15 protein-coding genes, 1 pseudogene and 1 other annotated feature are annotated in these 21,583 nt (G+C 42.5%); of the genes and pseudogenes, 10 read left to right on the top strand and 6 right to left on the bottom strand.

The genetic code is table 11. From position 1 onward, the window contains the following. Nucleotides 1-1,630, bottom strand: a pseudogene (trpD, locus tag PR833_RS14725) (bifunctional anthranilate synthase glutamate amidotransferase component TrpG/anthranilate phosphoribosyltransferase TrpD). After that, nucleotides 1,630-3,204: an anthranilate synthase component 1 gene (locus tag PR833_RS14730; RefSeq protein WP_036940367.1), complete on the bottom strand. Its 1,575-nt coding sequence runs from the start codon at nt 3,202-3,204 to the stop codon at nt 1,630-1,632. The pseudogene trpD and the gene PR833_RS14730 overlap by 1 nt, the downstream one beginning before the upstream one ends. A 27-nt stretch (nt 3,205-3,231) precedes the next feature. Next, nucleotides 3,232-3,332 (bottom strand) — a sequence feature (Trp leader region). A 168-nt stretch (nt 3,333-3,500) separates the two neighbouring features. Between PR833_RS14730 and rnm the strand changes: the two genes are divergently transcribed. The 4 genes from rnm to PR833_RS14750 all read left to right on the top strand — a co-directional run bounded on the left by rnm (nt 3,501) and on the right by PR833_RS14750 (nt 7,396). Beyond that, nucleotides 3,501-4,373 carry an RNase RNM gene (gene rnm / locus PR833_RS14735; RefSeq protein WP_076914026.1) on the top strand — a complete coding sequence of 291 codons (873 nt, stop codon included), beginning with the start codon at nt 3,501-3,503 and terminating at the stop codon, nt 4,371-4,373. Between the two features lie 269 nt (nt 4,374-4,642). Then, the gene (locus PR833_RS14740) at nt 4,643-5,263 is read left to right on the top strand and encodes an L-threonylcarbamoyladenylate synthase (RefSeq protein ID WP_004920184.1); all 621 of its coding nucleotides are present in this window, start codon (nt 4,643-4,645) and stop codon (nt 5,261-5,263) included. A 140-nt stretch (nt 5,264-5,403) separates the two neighbouring features. Next, a complete protein-coding gene (gene rluB / locus PR833_RS14745) occupies nt 5,404-6,321 on the top strand; it encodes a 23S rRNA pseudouridine(2605) synthase RluB (RefSeq protein WP_014656052.1) in 918 nt (305 codons plus the stop codon). Nucleotides 6,322-6,706: 385 nt separating this feature from the next. Further along, complete coding sequence (locus PR833_RS14750; protein WP_272526277.1) at nt 6,707-7,396, top strand: hypothetical protein; 690 nt, start codon at nt 6,707-6,709, stop codon at nt 7,394-7,396. 46 nt (nt 7,397-7,442) lie between these two features. On the opposite strand, the gene cobO is transcribed toward PR833_RS14750, so the two are convergent. Together cobO and PR833_RS14760 are read right to left on the bottom strand one after the other, a co-directional pair. Next, the gene (gene cobO / locus PR833_RS14755) at nt 7,443-8,033 is read right to left on the bottom strand and encodes a cob(I)yrinic acid a,c-diamide adenosyltransferase (RefSeq protein WP_272526279.1); all 591 of its coding nucleotides are present in this window, start codon (nt 8,031-8,033) and stop codon (nt 7,443-7,445) included. Between the two features lie 5 nt (nt 8,034-8,038). Next, nucleotides 8,039-8,803 (bottom strand): YciK family oxidoreductase, encoded by a 765-nt coding sequence (locus PR833_RS14760; RefSeq protein WP_004920174.1) that lies wholly within the window; start codon nt 8,801-8,803, stop codon nt 8,039-8,041. 178 nt (nt 8,804-8,981) lie between these two features. Between PR833_RS14760 and sohB the strand changes: the two genes are divergently transcribed. After that, complete coding sequence (gene sohB / locus PR833_RS14765; RefSeq protein WP_014656049.1) at nt 8,982-10,028, top strand: protease SohB; 1,047 nt, start codon at nt 8,982-8,984, stop codon at nt 10,026-10,028. Between the two features lie 92 nt (nt 10,029-10,120). Here the strand turns inward: sohB and PR833_RS14770 are convergent, their stop codons facing one another. Further along, a complete protein-coding gene (locus PR833_RS14770) occupies nt 10,121-10,369 on the bottom strand; it encodes a DUF2498 family protein (protein WP_004920169.1) in 249 nt (82 codons plus the stop codon). A 290-nt stretch (nt 10,370-10,659) separates the two neighbouring features. Between PR833_RS14770 and topA the strand changes: the two genes are divergently transcribed. Together topA and sodC are read left to right on the top strand one after the other, a co-directional pair. Continuing rightward, nucleotides 10,660-13,254, top strand: coding sequence for a type I DNA topoisomerase (gene topA / locus PR833_RS14775; protein ID WP_272526281.1), 2,595 nt, complete (start codon nt 10,660-10,662; stop codon nt 13,252-13,254). Between the two features lie 355 nt (nt 13,255-13,609). Continuing rightward, entirely contained in the window at nt 13,610-14,134 is a 525-nt protein-coding gene (gene sodC / locus PR833_RS14780) for a superoxide dismutase [Cu-Zn] SodC (RefSeq protein WP_272526283.1), read from the top strand. A gap of 247 nt (nt 14,135-14,381) precedes the next feature. On the opposite strand, the gene PR833_RS14785 is transcribed toward sodC, so the two are convergent. Next, entirely contained in the window at nt 14,382-16,415 is a 2,034-nt protein-coding gene (locus PR833_RS14785; RefSeq protein WP_004920153.1) for a M13 family metallopeptidase, read from the bottom strand. Between the two features lie 322 nt (nt 16,416-16,737). On the opposite strand from PR833_RS14785, the gene cysB reads away from it, so the two are divergent. From cysB to PR833_RS14800, 3 genes are all read left to right on the top strand, one after another. Further along, nucleotides 16,738-17,712 (top strand): HTH-type transcriptional regulator CysB, encoded by a 975-nt coding sequence (gene cysB, locus PR833_RS14790; RefSeq protein WP_004920151.1) that lies wholly within the window; start codon nt 16,738-16,740, stop codon nt 17,710-17,712. Nucleotides 17,713-18,061: 349 nt separating this feature from the next. After that, nucleotides 18,062-20,734, top strand: coding sequence for an aconitate hydratase AcnA (acnA, locus tag PR833_RS14795; RefSeq protein ID WP_272526284.1), 2,673 nt, complete (start codon nt 18,062-18,064; stop codon nt 20,732-20,734). A 305-nt stretch (nt 20,735-21,039) separates the two neighbouring features. After that, nucleotides 21,040-21,495 carry a hypothetical protein gene (locus PR833_RS14800; RefSeq protein WP_004920143.1) on the top strand — a complete coding sequence of 152 codons (456 nt, stop codon included), beginning with the start codon at nt 21,040-21,042 and terminating at the stop codon, nt 21,493-21,495. The last annotated feature ends 88 nt before the right edge of the window (nt 21,496-21,583 follow it).

Genomic DNA, 21,583 nt, shown 5'->3' on the forward strand with positions numbered 1-21,583 from the left:
TTATTGGTTCCTTGAAGCGAGCGCAGTGACGCGATCAAATGCAGCACCACTACGAATAATATTTAGAGCGTGTTCACTATTGGCTTTTAGGTCTTCATAACCATTGATCCGCATTAGCATGGCGACATTGGCTGCAACGGCGGCTTCATGTGCAGGCTTTCCGTGACCCTGTAACAAATTACTTAGCAAAATTCGATTTTCATCTGGCGTTCCGCCTTCTAAATCAGATAGCTGATAAGCTTGCAACCCAAAATCGTCGGCATTGAGCTGATAGAAAGACAGAGCGCCTTGGTTTAATTCTGCAACTTGCGTGGTTGCATGAAGAGAAACTTCATCCATTCCACCACTGTGTACCACAGCTGCACGAGTAAAACCAAGCATTTGTAACGTTTTTGCTACAGGTTCAATTAATGACGCTTGATACACACCGATTAATGCAATAGGCGGTCGTGCAGGGTTAATTAATGGGCCTAACACATTGAATAACGTGCGTGTCTTTAATTGAGAGCGTACAGGAGCCGCATGACGGAAACCGCTGTGGTATTGAGGTGCGAATAAAAAGCAAACGCCTAATTCATCCAATGCGTCACGCGCACTTTGTGCACTTAAATCTAATGAAATACCAAAAGCAGCGAGTAGATCAGATGAGCCGGAACGACTAGAAACGCTACGGTTACCGTGTTTTGCGACTTTGATCCCCGCTTGAGCGGCAACAAAAGCACTCGCCGTTGAGATATTGATGCTATTGGCACCATCACCGCCAGTACCGACGATATCACTAAATGGGTAGTCAGGGCGTGGAAAAGGTTGTGCGTTTTCTAAGCACGCTAAAGCGGCTCCTGCGATCTCTTCGGGTTGTTCACCTCGCATTTTCATACTGACGAGCACTCCAGCCAATTGGGCTTCCGTTAATTCACCGCGAATAATGCCATTAAAGAGCTGTTGGCTTTCTTGTTGTGTTAATGCTTGTGCACGGAATAGTTTATCGAAAATAGTTTGCATAATAGAGTCTCTTCCCTGGTTAAAATGATGGTGTTGTTGTGCCAATCGATGCTGAAAGCGCCCATGCAACGGTTTGTTCCAGTAAAATAGCCCCTTGAGTTGTTAGGATAGATTCGGGGTGGAACTGAAAACCGCAAACACGATCACTGTCATTGCGAACAGCCATAACCATGCCGTTAGATTGTGCACAAATTGTCAGTTTTTCAGGGATTTGGCTGCCGACCAAAGAGTGATAACGCGCAACGGGAATTGGGTTATCGAGACCATCAAACATCGCTTGTTGGTCATGGGTGGCCATGGATGATTTACCATGCAAAATTTCTCCAGCAGAGGAAACATGCCCGCCATAGGCTTCAATAATCGCTTGATGCCCTAAGCAAATACCTATCACTGGTAATTTACCGATCACTTGTTGAAGGACCGCTGGCATGCAGCCCGCGTCACTTGGCTTCCCAGGTCCCGGTGATAACACCAGCAAAGGGGAATCCATGTTATTGAGGACAGATAGAATACGTTCTGCGCTGACGGTATTGCGATAAATGACCACTTGATGGCCCCCTGAGCGCAATTGGTCAACGAGGTTGTAAGTAAAGGAGTCAACATTGTCGAGTAATAGTATGTTAGCCATTAAAATAACTCCTCTGCTTGGTGTGCTTGGGCAATTGCGCGGATCACTGCGCGAGCTTTGTTACGTGTTTCATCGGCTTCGCCTTGCGGGGAGGAGTCTAAAACGACACCTCCGCCCGCTTGTACCGTAGCAATACCATTTTCCACATAGGCTGAGCGGATCACGATGCAAGTATCAAAATCCCCTTTACCAGTAAAATAGCCTACAGCGCCACCGTAAGAGCCTCTGCGCTCCTGCTCATATTCAGCAATTAATTGCATAGCGCGAACTTTGGGCGCTCCGGTCAGCGTGCCCATATTCATACACGCTTGGTATGCATGAAAGATATCGAGATCTCTGCGTAGTGTGCCAACCACCTGTGATACTAGATGCATAACAAATGAATAGCGGTCGACTTTTGTGAGGTTTGCAACATAGCGACTACCAGGCTCACAAATACGCGCTAAGTCATTACGGGCTAAGTCAACTAACATGAGGTGTTCAGCTAACTCTTTTTGGTCAGTACGCATGGAAAGTTCGATGCGGCTATCAAGATCTAAGTCAATCGCTCCCGAGGCATCACGACCACGAGGGCGAGTTCCTGCGATAGGGTAGATCTCAACTTTGCGGTCACTTGCACTGTATTTCAATGCGCTTTCAGGTGATGCGCCAAACAGTGAAAAGTCCTGATCTTGCATAAAAAACATGTAAGGACTCGGGTTTTGTGCCTTTAACTTTTGATAAGCAATTAATGGGTAAGGACAAGGCATTGAAAATTTCCGTGATGGCACGACTTGGAAAATATCACCACGATAAATGGCTTGTTTCATTGCATTGACTACCGCACCGTATTGCTGATCATTTTTGTTGGTTTCAACGTGAAATTGTTCCGTTTTCCCTAATGGAAGAGGTGATAAGAACGGACGGCATGCCGCTATCAGCTCGTTGTGACGTTGTGTGACCGTTTCTACATGGCTATCCACAGTCGAAAAAATAGCGCTCTTTAGGCGTGCCGCTTGATTTTGATGATCGATCACTAAATAGTGTTCTGCGACAAAAAAACAGTAATCAGGGCAATTATTTATCGTTTTCACTTCAGGAAGTGATTCAAAACTGGCAATTAAATCATAGGCAAATAACCCACCGACAAATAGGTTTTCAGATTTTTGTGAAGTCGCTTGAGCCAATGTTGGCAATAAACGCAATACATCTAAGCATGATGCGCTTTTTAATCGGCTGTCTTCGTCAAGATCACCATTCGGTTGGCTAAATGTCATCGTCAAATGTTGTGCTGATAGTTCATAATGTTGAGCTTTATCAGCTAGTTGTGTTGCGATGACTGGGAGTAATTGAGCACCATTTTCAGTCAATGCTTCAACGTCTACCCGTTGACCAAATGCACGAATGCGTAGCGCACTTTCGACAATCAATAGGCTTTGTAAATTGGCTTTGCTGTTGATCTCTGCCGACTCCAGTAACATAGTTGCTGGAATGTCGTGGCACAGGTGATGAAACAGCAATGTTGGATCTTGCTGATAGTTAATTGGACTATCCAGAAAACTAAAATGTGCTAATGTTGTGTTTTGGTTATTCATTTTATTGCCTTTTAACAGTTTTTAGACATAAAAAAACCCGCGGGTGAAGGCGGGTTAGGCACTTAGGCATATTTAATCTATGCGTGTGCGGCATCCGCCCAATTTGGGAAGTTGCGCCACCAACGATTTGATAGATTAAGAATATTCATACAGTGCCTCTCTGGATAATCACATTAATACGGGTCAGTAACTTGTCTCGTGTACTAGTAAACTGGATCGCGTGAGTTGTGTCAAGCGGTTTGTTATTTATATTTAGGAAAAATATCCAGAAACGGGAAAAAGGAGTGAAATAGGCTATGTCACAATTTTCGAGCCCATTAATGACCCGATATGATTTACATTGCCATACTCAGGCTTCTGACGGTGATTTGTCGCCCATTGAGGTTGTTGAGCGAGCAATTGAGATGGGGGTTAACGTACTTTCTATTACTGACCATGATACCTGTGAAGGTGTTATTGAGGCTCGTGAATACCTTTCACACGCACAACGCCCTTTAACCTTGATTAATGGCGTTGAAATTTCCACCTTATGGGAAAATATTGAAATTCATATTGTGGGATTAAATTTTTCACCTACAGCATCCGCAATGGTTGAGCTATTAGAGCGGCAATCGGTATTACGGGTCGAGCGCGGAAAGGAGATTGGCCGTCGCCTACAAAAAGCAGGCATAGCGGATGCATGGGAAAATGCGTTAGAAATAGCCCAAGGTGGACAAGTCACCAGAGCGCATTTTGCTCAATATTTGGTAAAAACGGGGAAAGAGAAAACTATCAATAACGTTTTTAAGCGTTATCTATCAAAGGGGAAAACGGGCTATGTTCCGGCAAAATGGTGCACCATTGATGAGGCCGTTAAGGTGATCCAGCAAGCTGGGGGCGTGGCTGTACTCGCGCATCCCTCGAAATATCAACTTTCGAATAAATGGCTGAAACGCTTGATAGCTTATTTTAAACAGTGTCAGGGGGATGCAATGGAAGTGTCTCATTGTCAGCAACCTGCCAATGAAAAGCAGTATCTAGATGAACTTGCACAATCCGCGAATTTAAAAACGTCAATGGGCTCCGATTTCCATCGTCCATGTTCGTGGATTGAACTTGGGCGTAACCTGTGGCTGCCTGATGATCAACGGGCGGTTTGGACATTATGGGACGAAGTAAAAACGACATAATGCGTTGATGTATAATAAATGCGGTGTAAAATATAACAGTGATACTTCAATTTGGGTTGAGTGTGCAGTGGGAGTGATATACCGAGCACGATGCTAGCCACATAGTTATCCTCTCGATATTCTCATTTCCAGTGAAACAACCTGAGTGATTTGGAAAGTCATTAAAGTAGTGCGTCTTTTTAGAGATGTGTTTTCTTATTGTAAATAGATAGTGCCATTTTAAGGTTTTTACCGGATGATGCTGTCAATACTAAAGATCAGAGGTCTGTATGAGTCAGTTTTTTTATATCCATCCGGATAATCCCCAAGCTCGGTTAATCAACCAGAGTGTTGAAATTTTAAACAAGGGCGGCGTTATCGTTTACCCAACCGATTCTGGGTATGCAATAGGCTGCCGGTTGGAAGAGAAAGAGGCATTGCAGCGTATTTGTCGCATACGTCAACTTGATGCCAACCATAACTTTACTTTGATGTGCAGAGATCTCTCTGAGCTATCAAATTATGCACATGTTGATAATACGGCATTCCGGTTAATTAAAAATAATACGCCCGGCAACTACACGTTTATTCTGCGCGGAACTAAAGAAGTGCCTCGCCGCTTAATGAATGAAAAACGTAAAACCATTGGGTTAAGGGTTCCGTCTAATCCTATCGCTCGAGACCTCCTTGAAGCTGTTGGTGAGCCATTAATGTCAACCAGCCTCATTATGCCGGGGGATGACTTTACGCAGTCAGATCCTGAAGAGATCCGTGATTTACTCGGTAAACAGGTCGATTTAGTTATCCACGGTGGTTACATTGGTCAAAAACCCACAACAGTAATTGATTTCACGGATGATAGCCCAGTTGTCGTTCGTGTCGGTACTGGTGACCCATCTCCTTTCGAATAAGCGATAATCATCGCGGGTCGATTAATAATAGGGCATCCTCATAAACCTGTGTATAATACGCAGGTTTTCCAATTCGTTATTTTTCGTCACTGTGTACGAAAAACTATTTGACGCCTGTGAAGGCGACATTTGAGGGTTATATGAGCGCTAAACCGCAAAAAACTGAGAAGCTACAAAAAATTCTTGCCCGCTCTGGGCATGGTTCCCGTCGTGAAATTGAAACTTTTCTAAAAGAAGGGCGCATTAGTGTCGATGGTAAAATCGCGACGCTAGGTGATCGTATTGAAGTAAAACCGGCGACTAAAATTAGATTAGATGGTCGGATATTAGCGATAAAAGAACCTGAAAAAGAGATCTGTCGTGTCATGGCTTATTACAAGCCAGAAGGTGAACTGTGTACTCGCCATGATCCAGAAGGTCGCCCGACAGTATTTACGCGTTTACCAAAACTTGTGGGAGCTCGCTGGATTGCGGTTGGTCGCCTCGATGTGAACACAAGTGGGTTATTACTGTTTACTACCGATGGTGAACTGGCTAACCGTTTAATGCATCCAAGTCGCGAAGTTGAGCGTGAATATGCTGTTCGTGTATTTGGGGAAATCACTGATGCAAAAATACGTCAATTAACTCAAGGCGTTCAGCTTGAAGATGGCCCGGCCGCATTTAAAACGGTTTCTTTCCGTGGCGGTGAAGGGATGAACCAATGGTATAACGTGACCTTAACAGAAGGGCGTAACCGTGAAGTACGCCGTTTGTGGGAAGCCGTTGGGGTCCAAGTCAGCCGCTTGATCCGGGTGCGATACGGTGATATTGACCTGCCTAAAGGTCTGCCGCGTGGTGGCTGGACTGAGTTAGGCCTACAACAAACCAATTACCTAAGAGAGTTGGTTGGGCTTGAAGCTGAAACAGAAACTAAGGTGGCTGTTGAACGAGACCAACGACGCATCAAAGCAAACCAGATCCGTCGTGCGGTTAAACGCCATTCACAAGTAGCAGCAAGGCCTGCGTCTAAACGTCAATCATCTCGACCAACAGCAAAGCGTCGTACACGCATTTAATGACTTTGGCTTGTGTTGATTTATCGAAAAGGTTATAGAGTTATCTATAACCTTTTTTATTAGTTTTGGTTATGTATTTGTCACAAAATGATACAAACTCATTTGAGAATATTCTGTGTTTAAGTTACCGTTATGATGTAAAGGAATAAACAAAGGTAAATTATACTACATGTTTAGTTTTCGATTAATAAAGGCGTTGATGATACTTTGCTTAAGCGTAATGATTAGTGGATGTGATAATAATCAAAGCATAATATCAGAAAGCGGGCGTTTTTATTTTACGAATGATACATCAGATAGTTTCATTTTTTTTATGGATTACCATCCGATTGTTGTTCCTAATCAAAGTGTGGGAAGCCTCTTATTGAAGCCTGGTGTCCACGTTATGATAACGACGACGGGTGAACCTGTTCAGTTTATTGTTTACCCAGGCAATAAAGGTGGCATTCTCAACCCAACTCAGCAATTTTATTACGCGTACAATTATGTGTATGGGACAGAAGGGATCCCATCACTTCACCATCCGAACAAACAATCGCTGGTGGTGGGTCACTATCAACTCAGTGGTAGAATAAATAGCAGTAACGATTATATCATTGATAATAATGTGTTTAACTGTGATATTCCAGTTGGTGAACAAGCACCAGAAGCGCTATCAAGCTCGGCTGCCGTTAGCCAAGTAAAAACGAAGTGTTTAACACATAAGGAGCTGACTGACCTAATCCACCGTGGCGATGCCTTTATATCACAATTAATGGTGAAAAAAGTGCCTCATGGTGAAAAGCAATCGGTCACAGTGCATTTCGATTACCCACTCACGACACCTAATTTTACCGATGAAGTTCTGCAAATGTATGCACAAGAAGTGGTTGGGTTGGTTAATAGTTTTCGTCGCTCTTTAGACCCACAACGAAAACAGTTCTATTATAACGAATACCACAATAAAATTTCACACATGGCAGTGATTTATAGCCAAATGAGAAATGATGGCACGGCATTACTTGAAAAATGCAAATATGCAGAGTTTATGCAGCAAACCCGAGCGATCTTCGGTGCCGGCATTCTGATGATGTAATTAAATTGCCGATACACAGTTGCTATGTATCGGCAGATGAATACGATTACCAGTCAATCCCTTTTTGTGCTTTTATTCCAGCATCAAAAGCATGTTTCACAGGGCGCATTTCAGTAACGGTGTCAGCTAAAGTAAGCAGTTCGCGGTGACAGCCTCGCCCAGTAATAATCACTGATTGGTGCTCAGGGCGATCAGTTAATGCGTCTATAACCTCTACCAATGGCAGATAGTCATAGCTAATCATATAGGTGATCTCATCAAGTACCACTAAATCGATGGATGGATCAGCCAGTAACCGCCGCGCATATTGCCATGTATCAAGGCAAGCGAGAGTATCAGCTTCTTTGTCCTGAGTCTCCCAGGTAAAACCGGTAGACATGACATAAAAAGGAACGCCGTGAGGCTCTAATAATTCTCGCTCACCATTATCCCAACTGCCTTTAATAAATTGCACGACAGCGGCTTTTTGTCCATGACCGACAGCACGGCATACTGTACCGAACGCTGCTGTTGTTTTACCTTTGCCGTTTCCTGTAAAAACTAGCAAGATACCTCGTTCGATTTGCGCAGATTCAATTCGAGCATCAACCTTTTCTTTCAAACGTTGTTGACGCTCTTCATGCCGGCTTTGAGACATAAAAATTACTCCGTTGTTTTAACATTTTGAGCGGGTTGAGCGTCAAAACTAATGCCTGTTTTACGCAAGCTATCATTACTCATAAGATATAAGTAAATTGGCATAATGTCGGCTGGTGCTTTGATAGTCATTGGATCTTCATCTGGTGCTGCACTGGCACGCATACTGGTGCGAGTACGCCCTGGATTGATACAGTTAACACGCAAGCCACTGTTTTTATACTCTTCGGCAAGGATCTGCATTAAGCCTTCAGTGGCAAATTTAGAAACGGAGTAGGCTCCCCAGTCTGCACGGCCTTTTTTACCGACGCTGGAACTGGTGAAAACGAGCGATGCTGTTGGTGCTTTCAGTAATAAAGGCAACAGCACTTGAGTTAACATAAACGACGCATTGACATTAACTTGCATAACGTCATGCCATAAATCGACAGGTTGTTCGATAATTGGGGCAACAACCCCTAAAAGACCTGCATTATGCAATACGCCATCTAGATAAGGGTGTTTTTTAGCAATATCGTTGGCTAACTCAACATATTGTTCATGAGGTGCTGTCAACAAGTCAACGACATAGATATCTGCGGCCTTACCGGTTAATGTTTCGATTTCTTGGCTAACGGCGTCAAGTTTATGCTGTGTCCTACCGACTAAAATCAAAGAGGCGCCGAAGCGAGCATAGGTTAATGCGGCTTCACGGCCAATTCCATCACCGGCCCCAGTAACCAAAAGGGTTTTGCCACTTAAAAGGTCATGTTTAGGTTGATAGTGGAGCATGGTATTTTTCCTATCCTATTTGTTAACAGTTACGATATCATCTCATTGATTGATGCTATTGGCTAACGTAGCGTAGAAATTTAAGTAAGATTACGATAGAAACGACGTTATTTTACTGGTTGTTTAATAGCAATCATGAGACTATTTTTATCAAGATAAATATGAGAAGGATGATTTTGTGGAGTATTTCTCTCTGTATGGACTGTTTTTGGCAAAAGTCGTCACAATAGTCGTTGCAATTATTGCTTTGGCTGTTTTTGTTTTTGGTGTCGGAATGCGTCGCCAAGGTGGGCGAGGTGAATTGAAAATTACCGACTTAGGGGAACGTTATCGCGAACGCCAGCGCCAAATGCAGCAAGTAAAAATGAATGATTCTGAGCATAAAGCTTGGGTAAAAGCCTTTAAAAAGCAACAGAAAGCAAAGGCGAAAAGTGAAAAAGCAGGGGCAAAAGCAGGCCAATCAACGGTCAAAAAACCGTGTTTATATGTCTTAGATTTTAAAGGCAGTATGGATGCTCGTGAAGTCGGCTCTTTAAGAGAAGAAATCAGCGCTATTCTAGCCGTGGCGGAACAAGACGATGAAGTTTTGCTGCGTCTTGAAAGCCCTGGGGGCATGGTACATGGATACGGCTTAGCGGCATCACAGCTTTCCCGTTTAAAAGAAAAAAATATTCCGTTGACTATCGCGGTTGATAAAGTGGCCGCAAGTGGCGGTTATATGATGGCGTGTATTGCGTCGAAGATTGTTGCGGCTCCATTTGCCATCATTGGTTCTATTGGGGTAGTTGCGCAAGTACCAAATATTCACCGTTTATTAAAAAAACATGATGTAGATGTTGAATTGCATACGGCGGGTGAATACAAACGCACATTAACTATGCTTGGTGAAAATACCGAACAAGGACGTAAGAAATTCATCGAAGATCTGAATGAAACTCACGAGTTATTTAAACAGTTTGTGCATCATAATCGTCCATCATTAGATATTGACGCGGTGGCTACTGGAGAATATTGGTATGGTACTCAAGCACTTGATAAAGGCTTAATTGACCAAATTGGCGTGAGTGACGATATTATTATTTCAGCAATAGAGACTAAAGAAATCATCAGTATTCGCTATACACAAGGTAAAAAGATGTTAGAACGTTTTACGGGTAGCATGTCTGAAAATGTTGATAAATTGTTATTGCGTTGGTGGCAGCGCGGGCAAAAACCTTTTATGTAATTAAATTAAGATTCGGTTTTCTCGCAAAAAATAGATTTCGTAACTATCATTAATTACCGGCGCTTAGCCGGTAATTTTTTGGCTACGTCTCTTTACTTAAGACGGTATTGCTCAGAAAGAATATGAGACAAATGTTTATACATGTTGAATGCCGCCGTGCTTTTCGCTGTTGGAATACCATTGGCATCTAAAAAGCATTCACCTTTGAACACTAAGGTATCACGATGCTGCTCTACCGTATCAACGAACATGCCATGAATGAAGTCTTCGTGTTTCCTTATGATCTCATTAGCTTTTTCGAGAAGTTCATTTTGTGTTATAGATTGGATATTGTTGTCCATAAGTTAGCCCCCTTAAAAAAATAATTGGTTGCGTCTGGCGTTTTATCAGGTAGAGTGTGTGCTTTTCGTTGGCAATAATTAGCCATTATATGGCTAAAATCAGTCAGCTAGAACACTTTATGTTCTTTTTAGCATAGCGTGATTAGCTTGGTAGTTTTTGCGTAAACGCAAACTATTTGAAGAAATTATATTGATATATTGCAATTGTGCCGCAATATAAAAAAGAGATTTTCATTTTGTGCATTTTCATGTAGAAATGCGCCATTGTAGAAATTTAGGTAAAGGTAAATATGGGTAAAGCTCTTGTTATCGTGGAGTCCCCGGCAAAAGCCAAAACGATCAATAAGTATCTTGGCAGTGGCTACGTTGTAAAAAGCAGCGTTGGCCACATTCGCGATCTGCCGAAAAGCGGGTCCGGCTCACAAAAGAGTACAGGCTCATCTACCGACAAAACTAAAAAGGTTAAAAAAGATCCTCAAGCCGCGCTTGTGAAGCGTATGGGGGTCGATCCTTACCATGGTTGGAAAGCAAACTATCAGATCTTACCGGGTAAGGAAAAGGTGGTTTCTGAATTACAAGCTTTAGCGGCAGATGCAGACCATGTCTATCTTGCGACGGACCTTGACCGCGAAGGGGAAGCTATTGCATGGCACTTACGCGAAGTGATTGGTGATGAAGACTCTCGCTTTAGCCGTGTTGTGTTTAACGAAATTACTAAAAATGCGATCACTCAGGCGTTTGATAGCCCTGGCGAACTCAATATCGATAGAGTTAATGCTCAACAAGCTCGCCGTTTCATGGATCGCGTAGTAGGTTATATGGTATCGCCGCTGTTATGGAAAAAAGTGGCGAGAGGGTTATCTGCAGGTCGCGTACAATCCGTTGCGGTACGTTTGATTGTCGAACGTGAACGTGAAATTAAAGCGTTTGTGCCGGAAGAATATTGGGAACTTCATGCGGATTTGGCGGATAAAAGTACGGCTGCATTACGTATGCAGGTTACGCATCAATTAGGCAAAGCGTTCAAGCCAGTCACTAAGGCGCAAACTGACGCTGCGGTGAGTTTGCTAGAAAAAGCACGCTTCCAAGTGATTGACCGTGAAGACCGACCCACATCCAGCAAGCCGAGTGCGCCTTTTATCACATCAACGCTGCAACAAGCCGCTAGCACCCGTCTTGGGTTTGGTGTGAAGAAGACCATGATGATGGCTCAGCGCCTTTATGAAGCGGGTTATATTACCTATATGCGTACTGACTCAACTAACTTGAGCCAAGATGCATTAAATATGGTACGTGGCTATATTAGCGATAATTTTGGCGAAAAATATCTGCCTAAAGACGCCAATATTTACACTAGCAAAGATAATTCGCAAGAAGCGCACGAAGCTATCCGTCCTTCCAGTGTTGATGTTCTACCCGATGCACTGAAAGATATGGAATCAGATGCGAAAAAGCTCTATCAGTTAATTTGGAATCAATTTGTGGCATGTCAAATGACGCCTGCAAAATATGATTCAACAACATTAACGGTGAAAGCAGGGGATTTTGAGCTAAAAGCGAAAGGCCGTACATTGCGTTTCGATGGTTGGACGCGAGTGATGCCTGCACTGCGCAAAAATGATGAAGACAAAACATTGCCACCAATCCAAGTAGGCTCTGAATTGTCGCTGGTTGAATTGTTGCCAAGTCAGCACTTTACGAAACCACCAGCACGTTTTAGCGAAGCCTCCTTAGTTAAGGAGCTTGAGAAGCGCGGTATTGGTCGTCCATCAACCTATGCGGCAATTATCTCTACGATCCAAGATAGAGGTTACGTTAAGGTTGAGAACCGTCGTTTTTATGCGGAGAAAATGGGTGAAATCGTGACAGATAGGTTGGAAGAAAACTTCAATGACCTAATGAACTATGATTTTACTGCACGCATGGAAGATCAGCTTGACCATATTGCTAATCACGAAGCAGAGTGGAAAGCGGTGCTTGATGAATTTTTCTCTGATTTTAGCAAACAGCTAGATATTGCAGAGAGAGATCCTGAAGAAGGTGGAATGCGCACGAACCCTATGGTGATCACTTCAATTACTTGTCCTGATTGTGAACGTCATATGGGGATCCGTACAGCTTCAACAGGGGTGTTCCTCGGTTGTGAAGGCTATGCGTTACCACCAAAAGAGCGTTGCAAAAAAACCATCAATTTGATCCCTGAACATGAAGTATTGAATATTCTTGAGGGGGATGATGCGGAAACCAACGCGCTGCGTGCTAAGCGTCGCTGTCCAAAATGCGGTACAGCAATGGATAGCTACCTGATTGATAATCAACGCAAACTGCATGTGTGTGGTAACAACCCAGCTTGTGAAGGTTATGAGATTGAAGAGGGTGAGTTCCGCATTAAGGGTTATGACGGCCCAGTAATTGAGTGTGATAAATGCGGTTCAGAAATGCACCTAAAAACAGGGCGCTTTGGGCCTTATATGGGGTGCACAAATGAAGAGTGTAAAAACACCCGTAAGATCTTAAAAAATGGTGAGATTGCTCCACCAAAAGAGGATCCGGTACCATTACCTGAATTACCTTGCGAAAAATCAGATGCGTATTTTGTGTTGCGCGATGGTGCGGCTGGCGTATTCCTAGCGGCAAACACCTTCCCGAAATCACGAGAAACGCGAGCGCCATTGGTTGAGGAGTTGCAACGCTTTAGAGATAGACTACCTGAAAAGCTGGTTTATTTAGCTGACGCGCCTGCAAAAGATCCTGATGGTAATCCAACCGTTGTGCGTTTTAGCCGTAAGACGAAACAGCAATATGTTTCTTCAGAGAAAAATGGCAAAGCCACAGGTTGGAGTGCATTTTTTGTAGACGGCAAATGGGAAGTGAAAGAGAAATAATCATTCACTGACGTTAGCGATTAAAAGGCGATAGGTTAATTTCTATCGCCTTTTTCATTTCTGTTGTTCATCATTTTCTGTGAGCCTACGAGGTTTTTATCATTAACCACAGACAGACTCTCCCTCCATCTTATTTTTATGATGATTTGATCTCCTTTCAGGAGCCGTCTTAAAAATGCACTTATTTGGCTTAAGTGTTGATTTATGTGGCTAACCGCAAAGCAATATGATGACGGTTTGCTATGCTGATAAATAGCAATTATCAATAAATAATAATTTATTGATGTGTATTTGCTTTTAAGCAATAAACATCACAAGCAGCGATTAGGTTAGAAAGCTCACAACTGGAGGTAGAATGAAATTCAAAATGTGTTTACTGGCCGGCTTATTAACGGCTTTTGCAGCAAATGCAGCAGAAACAACAGTAGTACTGAAAGAAGCTACACCACAAGGTGAAGGCAAGGCGATTGGTGAAGTTGTTATTTCTGAAACCGATTATGGATTATTGTTTACCCCAAAATTAGCAGGTTTAGAAGCGGGTATCCATGGTTTCCATATCCATGAAAACCCAAGCTGTGAGCCTGCTGAAAAAGATGGCAAATCAGTACCAGCATTAAAAGCAGGTGGACATATGGATCCGGCAAAAACAGGTGTCCATAAAGGGCCTTATGACAATACAGGCCACTTAGGGGATCTTCCGGGCTTAGTGGTTGATGCCAAAGGTAATGCCAATTATGCCGTATTAGCACCGCGCTTAAAAACACTAAAAGAGATTGAAAACCGTGCACTGATGGTACACGCGGGTGGGGATAATTACTCCGACCATCCTGAAGTGTTAGGTGGTGGTGGTGCACGCATGGCTTGTGGTGTGATCAAATAGTTGATGCTGTATATTTAAACAGTAGTTGATAAAACCGTACTACTTTGAGACTTAATCTAAAAGCTCTGAAATACTCAGAGCTTTTAACTATTTGAAAACTAATAAAATAGGTGATTAAAGAAAATTTATTTGTTTTTAACAGGGGATGGTTAATACGATTGAACGTTACCTGTAGATATAACCGATATGAGAATTGAAGGTTGCGGCTTTCAAATGAAAGCCGCAGATATCAAGGGGGAAAGCGCATTTACCAAATACGAATGCGTTGTTCAGGTTCAAGGTATAATTTGCTGTCTTTATCGACACCGAAAGTTTGATACCATTCATCCATATTACGAACAACACCATTGGCACGGAACTGGTTAGGGCTATGTGGGTCGGTCAAAATTTTATTACGCTCGGACTCTTTGTTGGATAACTCTTGCCAAGTTCTTGCCCAAGAAATAAAGAATCGTTGCAGACCGGTTGTCCCATCAATAATTGGCGCTTCACCATTTGGATAATTCTCTTTAACGAATTGCTTATAAGCGCTCAGAGCAATGTTCAGCCCGCCTAAATCACCGATGTTTTCACCCAATGTGAGTTGACCATTAACCTTTTGTCCATCAACGGAGAAGCTATTATATTGTTCAACCAGTTTATCGGTTTTTTGTTTAAAGTGCTGTTTAGAGTCATCACTCCACCAGTTACGCAACTGACCAGTACCATCATACAAGCTGCCTTGGTCATCAAACCCATGGCCCATTTCATGGCCAATTACAGCGCCAATTGCGCCATAGTTATAGGCAGGGTCAACATTAGGATCAAAGAAAGGTGCCTGTAGTATTGCGGCTGGGAACACTATCTCATTTTGCACTGGGTTAAAGTATGCATTAATGGTTTGAGGCGTCATCCCCCATTCCCATTTACGGACAGGTTGTCCTATCTTACTCATATTGTCGTTATAGACCCAGTTTAAGACCTGTTTGTAGTTATCCAGTAGCGTATCGGGTTTTAGATTGATACTACTGAAATCATTCCATTTGTCAGGGTAACCCACTTTAACGGTAAATTGCTCAAGTTTTTTAAGCGCTTCTTGGCGTGTTGCATCATCCATCCAATCATTATCTTTTAAGCGAGAATTAAACGTTCCTCTGACATAGCTGACAAGATCGGTAATTTTCGCTTTTGATTCAGGGTTGAAATATTTCTCAACATAGATTTGCCCCATAGGCTCGCCCTGTAAGCGATTGACGGTTTCCAGAGCACGCTCTTTGCGTGTCCGCTGTTTTTCTACGCCGTTAAGTTTACGCGAATAAAAATCAAAGCGGGCGTCAGAAAAATCGCGATTCAAATAGGGGGCTTGATCACTTAAATAGTGAAAACGTAGGTAGTCTTGAAGTGTCGATACAGGGGTATTGGCATAAATTTTGGCTAATTGCTCTACTGCGGTATCCGTTTCAACTATCACCTTATTCAATTGTTTGTCTGAAAGTTGCCACTGTTGAATAAAGTTATCCCATGCAAAGCCTTGAGTGAACTTTTTCATATCGTTCAGTGTCATTGGGTGATAATTTTTGATTGTGTCACGGCGCGCTTCTGGGCTCCAATGAGCCTGTGCCATTGATTTTTCCAGTGCGAAAATTTGTTGGGCTTTTTTCTCAACATCATTTTCGCCCGCCAGTTTTAAGATAGTGGCAATATAGGCGATATAATTTTTGCGGATCTCCTCCATCTGCGGGGTATCGTCGAGGTAATAATTACGGTTCGGTAATCCTAAACCGCCTTGCCCAAGGTATAAAACATAAGTATCCGGCTGCTTAGCATCCAAGTCTACCCAATAAGAAATAAATGGCGTATAGGCCGGAAGTGCCATTAATTTACTAATATCATTATGATTTTTTGCATTAGTAATTGCATCAAGGTCATCTTTGAGAGGGCTTATTCCTATTTTTTCTATCGCGTCTTCATTAAGATAACTTACATATAAATTACGAATATTGCGTTGATTATGATTGAGTTCCTTCTCTGGTGAGCTTTGCAACTGATCGATAATGCTTTGTAGTTGTTTCTCTGTCGTGAGGTATAACTCAACAAATGAGTTAATGCGCGGCATGCCTGTTGGGATCTTCGCTTTGCTTATCCAGTCCTGATTGACGTAGCGATAAAAATCATCCCCTGAAGCGATATTATCAGATAAAACAATCTTTTGGTCGCCATAAGAAACTTCTTTGGCATAAAGGCTAGGCGCTATAGCGATGGTTGACATACTGATAAGGAGCGCCAAAATTTTTTTCTGCATGTAATACCCTCTCTTCGTTGAGAATTATTGTTTCCATTACTTAAGATTAAAGCCGATTCATTTATCTTGCAAAACTGCCTATCAGCTATTCAAGCATAGATTGGGAAAATTTAAATGTAACTTTGCATTTTCTTACTAGTTAACAATGAAGATAATTTCAAATTTAAACTATTTTAGGTGAAATTTTATCATCTAGCTATTCACACTCAGCATAATGATGATATATTGGTTATATCAAATCATATACATATAGCTTTTAGTTATAAATAATAATTTTTAGCTATAGCGAATTCCTTACGGCTCTGTATAGGTGGACCTAAAAATGAAATTGCAGCAATTACGTTATATTGTTGAGGTGGTTAATCATGACTTGAATGTCTCTGCAACCGCTGAAGGGTTATTTACCTCACAGCCGGGTATTAGCAAACAAGTGCGTATGTTGGAAGACGAATTGGGGATCCAAATTTTTGCTCGCAGCGGAAAACATCTCACTCATGTTACGCCAGCAGGGGAAGAAGTTATCCGTATTTCACGGGAAGTGCTTTCAAAAATTGAGGCGATCCGTTCCGTTGCAGGGGAGCATACTTATCCAGATAAAGGCACTTTGCATATTGCAACAACACATACTCAGGCACGTTATGCGCTTCCGCCGGTAATCAAAGGTTTTATCGAGCGCTATCCGCATGTCTCACTGCATATGCAACAAGGTTCCCCAACGCAAATCGCAGAGGAAGTTTGCAAAGGGAATAGTGATTTTGCGATCGCTACTGAAGCGTTACACCTATACAGTGACTTGATCATGCTACCTTGTTATCACTGGAACCGCTGTGTTGTGGTGCAAAAAGGGCATCCGTTAGCCGAAAAGAAAAATGTGACGATTGAAGATGTTGCACAATACCAAATCGTAACATATACCCATGGTTTTACGGGGCGTTCTGAATTAGATGTGGCATTCCAAAAAGCCAATTTAGAACCTAAAATTATTTTTACGGCGACAGATGCGGATGTTATCAAGACCTATGTAAGGCTTGGGTTGGGCATTGGGATTATTGCCAGTATGGCGGTTAACCCAGAGTTGGATAGTGATCTGGTTGTCATCGATATGCGCGATAAATTCAGTTATAGCACAACGAAAATTGGCTTCAAACGTACCAGTTTTTTACGTAGCTATATGTATGACTTTATTTGGCGATTTGCCCCTCATTTAACCCGTGATGTTGTAGATAGGGCGATTGCACTGCGCAACAATGAAGATATTGAGGAAATGTTTAAAGACATTAAATTGCCTATCATCTAACTTTAGGTTGCCTTTCAAACGAGAGCTAAGCTTTTAGTGACTGATGTGAATTCAACTAGAAGCTTAGTGACTCACTTTTTTGTTCTCTATTTAGCTATTCCAATGTCAGCGTTCAATTGACAAGTTCAAAATCCTAGCATTCTACTACTCTTTTTATGAGTCACTTGGCTAAATTTCCCCGCCATTTACTGTTTTTTTGATGATAAGCACAGCAAATTTATGGATTTGACACAAAATCCATAAAGTAAATATTTTCAGCAACTATAATTACAACTAATTAACAAATTCACTGTAATTTGTTAGGTAAATAAGATGACCGATAATCATCATAAAAAACCAAGGAGGAGTTATGTCGTTGAGTCTTAAAACACAGAGTGCAGCAACACTCAGTGTCGGAAGCAAGCTCTATAATTACTTCAGTCTACCGATTGCGACTCAGCAACTCGGTGATGCCACAAAGCTACCCAAATCCCTTAAAGTATTACTTGAAAACTTATTGCGAAATATTGATGGCAAATCGGTAGTAGAAGCCGATCTGCAAGCCATTATTGATTGGCAGAAAACAGGGCATGCAGATAGAGAAATTGCTTACCGACCAGCTCGGGTACTAATGCAAGACTTTACGGGTGTACCTGCGGTCGTGGATTTAGCTGCAATGCGTGAAGCGGTTAAATCATTAGGTGGTAATGTTGAGCAAGTCAATCCTCTCTCGCCAGTTGATCTGGTCATTGACCACTCGGTAATGGTTGATGAATTTGCCACGGATAAAGCATTTGATGACAACGTTGAAATTGAGATGAAGCGTAACCATGAACGCTACCTCTTTTTACGTTGGGGGCAAAAAGCCTTTAATCGCTTTAGGGTTGTGCCACCAGGAACCGGTATTTGCCACCAAGTCAACTTAGAGTATTTAGGTAAAGCGGTTTGGTATGAAGAGGTGGATGGGAAGTTATATGCTTATCCAGATACCCTTGTGGGCACCGACTCGCATACCACGATGATCAACGGTCTTGGCGTATTAGGCTGGGGGGTTGGTGGGATTGAAGCCGAAGCTGCAATGCTAGGTCAACCGGTATCCATGCTGATCCCAGACGTTGTCGGTTTTAAACTGACGGGTAAATTGCGTGAAGGTATTACAGCGACAGACTTGGTACTGACAGTCACACAAATGCTACGTAAGCATGGTGTTGTCGGTAAATTTGTTGAATTTTATGGTGATGGTTTAGCTGATCTTCCGCTGGCTGATAGGGCGACTATCGCCAATATGTCTCCTGAGTATGGTGCTACTTGCGGATTCTTCCCTGTCGATAACGTCACATTAGATTATATGAAGTTAACTGGGCGCAGCGATGATGAAATTGCGCTGATGGAAGTCTATTGTAAAGAGCAAGGTTTATGGCGTCATGCGGGTGATGAACCTATCTTTACGAGCACATTAGAATTGGATATGTCGACGGTGGAATCTAGTTTAGCCGGCCCTAAACGTCCACAAGATCGTGTTGAACTGGGTCAAGTTCCGCAAGCATTCCAAGCCGCTATTGAGCTGGAGCTTAACAAAAAAGAGAAAGGTGCACATCCGACAGTCAATTATCAAGGACAAACCTTTGAAATGACCGATGGTGCTGTTGTGATTGCAGCGATTACTTCTTGTACGAACACATCAAACCCAAGTGTGTTGATGGCGGCAGGTTTACTCGCTAAAAAAGCGGTAGAAAAAGGTCTAACTCGTCAACCTTGGGTGAAATCCTCGTTGGCACCAGGCTCTAAGGTGGTAACGGATTATTTAGCTCTGGCAGGACTAACACCTTATCTTGATAAACTCGGCTTTAACTTAGTGGGGTATGGCTGTACAACCTGTATAGGTAACTCTGGGCCATTACCTGATCCGATTGAGCAAGCGATCAAAGAGGCGGATTTAACCGTTGGTGCGGTATTGTCGGGTAACCGTAACTTTGAAGGCCGTATCCATCCTTTAGTCAAAACGAACTGGTTAGCGTCACCTCCGCTGGTGGTTGCTTATGCGTTAGCGGGTAACATGAATATTAATGTTAAAACTGACTCATTAGGCAAAGACGCACAAGGTCATGATGTCTATCTAAAAGATATTTGGCCATCCAGTGCTGAAATTGCTCAAGCCGTTGAAAAAGTTAAAACAGAAATGTTCCGCAAAGAGTACAGTGCGGTTTTCGATGGTGATGAGGCATGGCAAGCATTACAAGTGGCAAGCTCTTCCACGTATGATTGGCAGCCAGATTCAACTTATATTCGCCATCCACCGTTCTTTGAAGGGATGAAAGCAGAGCCGGAAGTGGTTCAAGATATTCATGGCGCACATATCTTGGCAATATTGGGTGATTCGGTAACGACTGACCATATTTCACCTGCGGGTAATATCAAAGCGGATAGTCCAGCGGGGCGTTATTTGCAAGAGCATGGCGTAGCTGCCGCCGATTTTAACTCATATGGCTCTCGTCGTGGTAACCATGAAGTGATGATGCGTGGTACGTTCGCCAATATCCGTATTCGCAACGAAATGGTGCCGGGGGTTGAAGGTGGATATACGAAACATATCCCTACAGGTAAACAGATGGCGATCTATGATGCGGCGATGCTGTATCAAAAGGAAAAGCTGCCTCTCGCTATCATTGCAGGTAAAGAATACGGTTCTGGTTCAAGCCGTGACTGGGCGGCTAAAGGTACTAATTTACTTGGTGTCCGTGTCGTTATTGCGGAATCGTACGAACGTATTCACCGCTCTAACTTAATTGGTATGGGGGTTATCCCATTAGAGTTCCCACAAGGTACAACGCGTAAGACATTGGGCCTTAAAGGGGATGAACGTATCGATATAGAACACTTGCAATCCATTGAGCCGGGTCAACATATTATTGTGAAAATTACCTATGGTGATGGACAGGTCAAAGAAATTGCAACACGTTGCCGTATTGATACCTCAACAGAAATGGAATATTACCGTCATGGTGGCATCCTGCATTATGTGATCCGCCAAATGCTCCATTAATCTTTAATCTCTAAGTTAACAACGCCCATCTGTGTTTGTTTGCACGATGGGCGTTTTTTATTGTTATTTCGCAATATATGAGGATTGAGTCTAGGCTATGATGATTGCCTATCTATATTGAGTGATGCAGAGATATCATTTTAAAAATTTCGTTATTGGAAAGAGGTATGTTTTACTTTTTATCGTGAGGCAAAAACGAGTAGAGATTATGGCTCATATTAAACTAGCCAAGATAAATGTGGGGTTGCTGACATTAAATCAGACGTCACAAAACCAATAAAATCACCAACGTGAGGTATTAATATATGGCAGATATTAACGCAACGGATTTTTACAAAGGGGCGCTTTGGGCGGCTGACATTTTAATTACCACCTCGCCAAATCATCATTATTTAGATGAAGTCCGAGATATTCTTGAACATATTCCGAATCTCTATTCCATTGTCATGCAAACCCCAGAAACTGAAGTCTGCGATCTTCGTTTATTGGTTGATAGGGAATTCCCATTAGGACGAAATGCCGATTATGCCTCATTTGAAATCGTACCATTATCTTTCGCTAATGAGATAGTGACAATGCCAGAAAAATCGCCAGTTCCAGATGAAATCTATCAAACAAGAGAGGATATTGGATCATGGGGCGTTGTGGCTAATACATTGAATGGCGAACAGAAATTACTTATTACGGGTCTCTATGAACCTCGCATTGCGTTAAATTATGCTCAGCGCTTTACAGAGCAACTGGCAGCACAAAAAGCATAACAGGCGATTTTGTTTAAGTACCCTCAAACATTGCTGTTTATTAAAATAACATGCCCGCTAATCGACTCGACAGCGGGCATGTTGTTAT

The sequence above is a fragment of the Providencia sp. PROV189 genome (genome assembly GCF_028480065.1).
GTDB lineage: Bacteria > Pseudomonadota > Gammaproteobacteria > Enterobacterales > Enterobacteriaceae > Providencia > Providencia stuartii.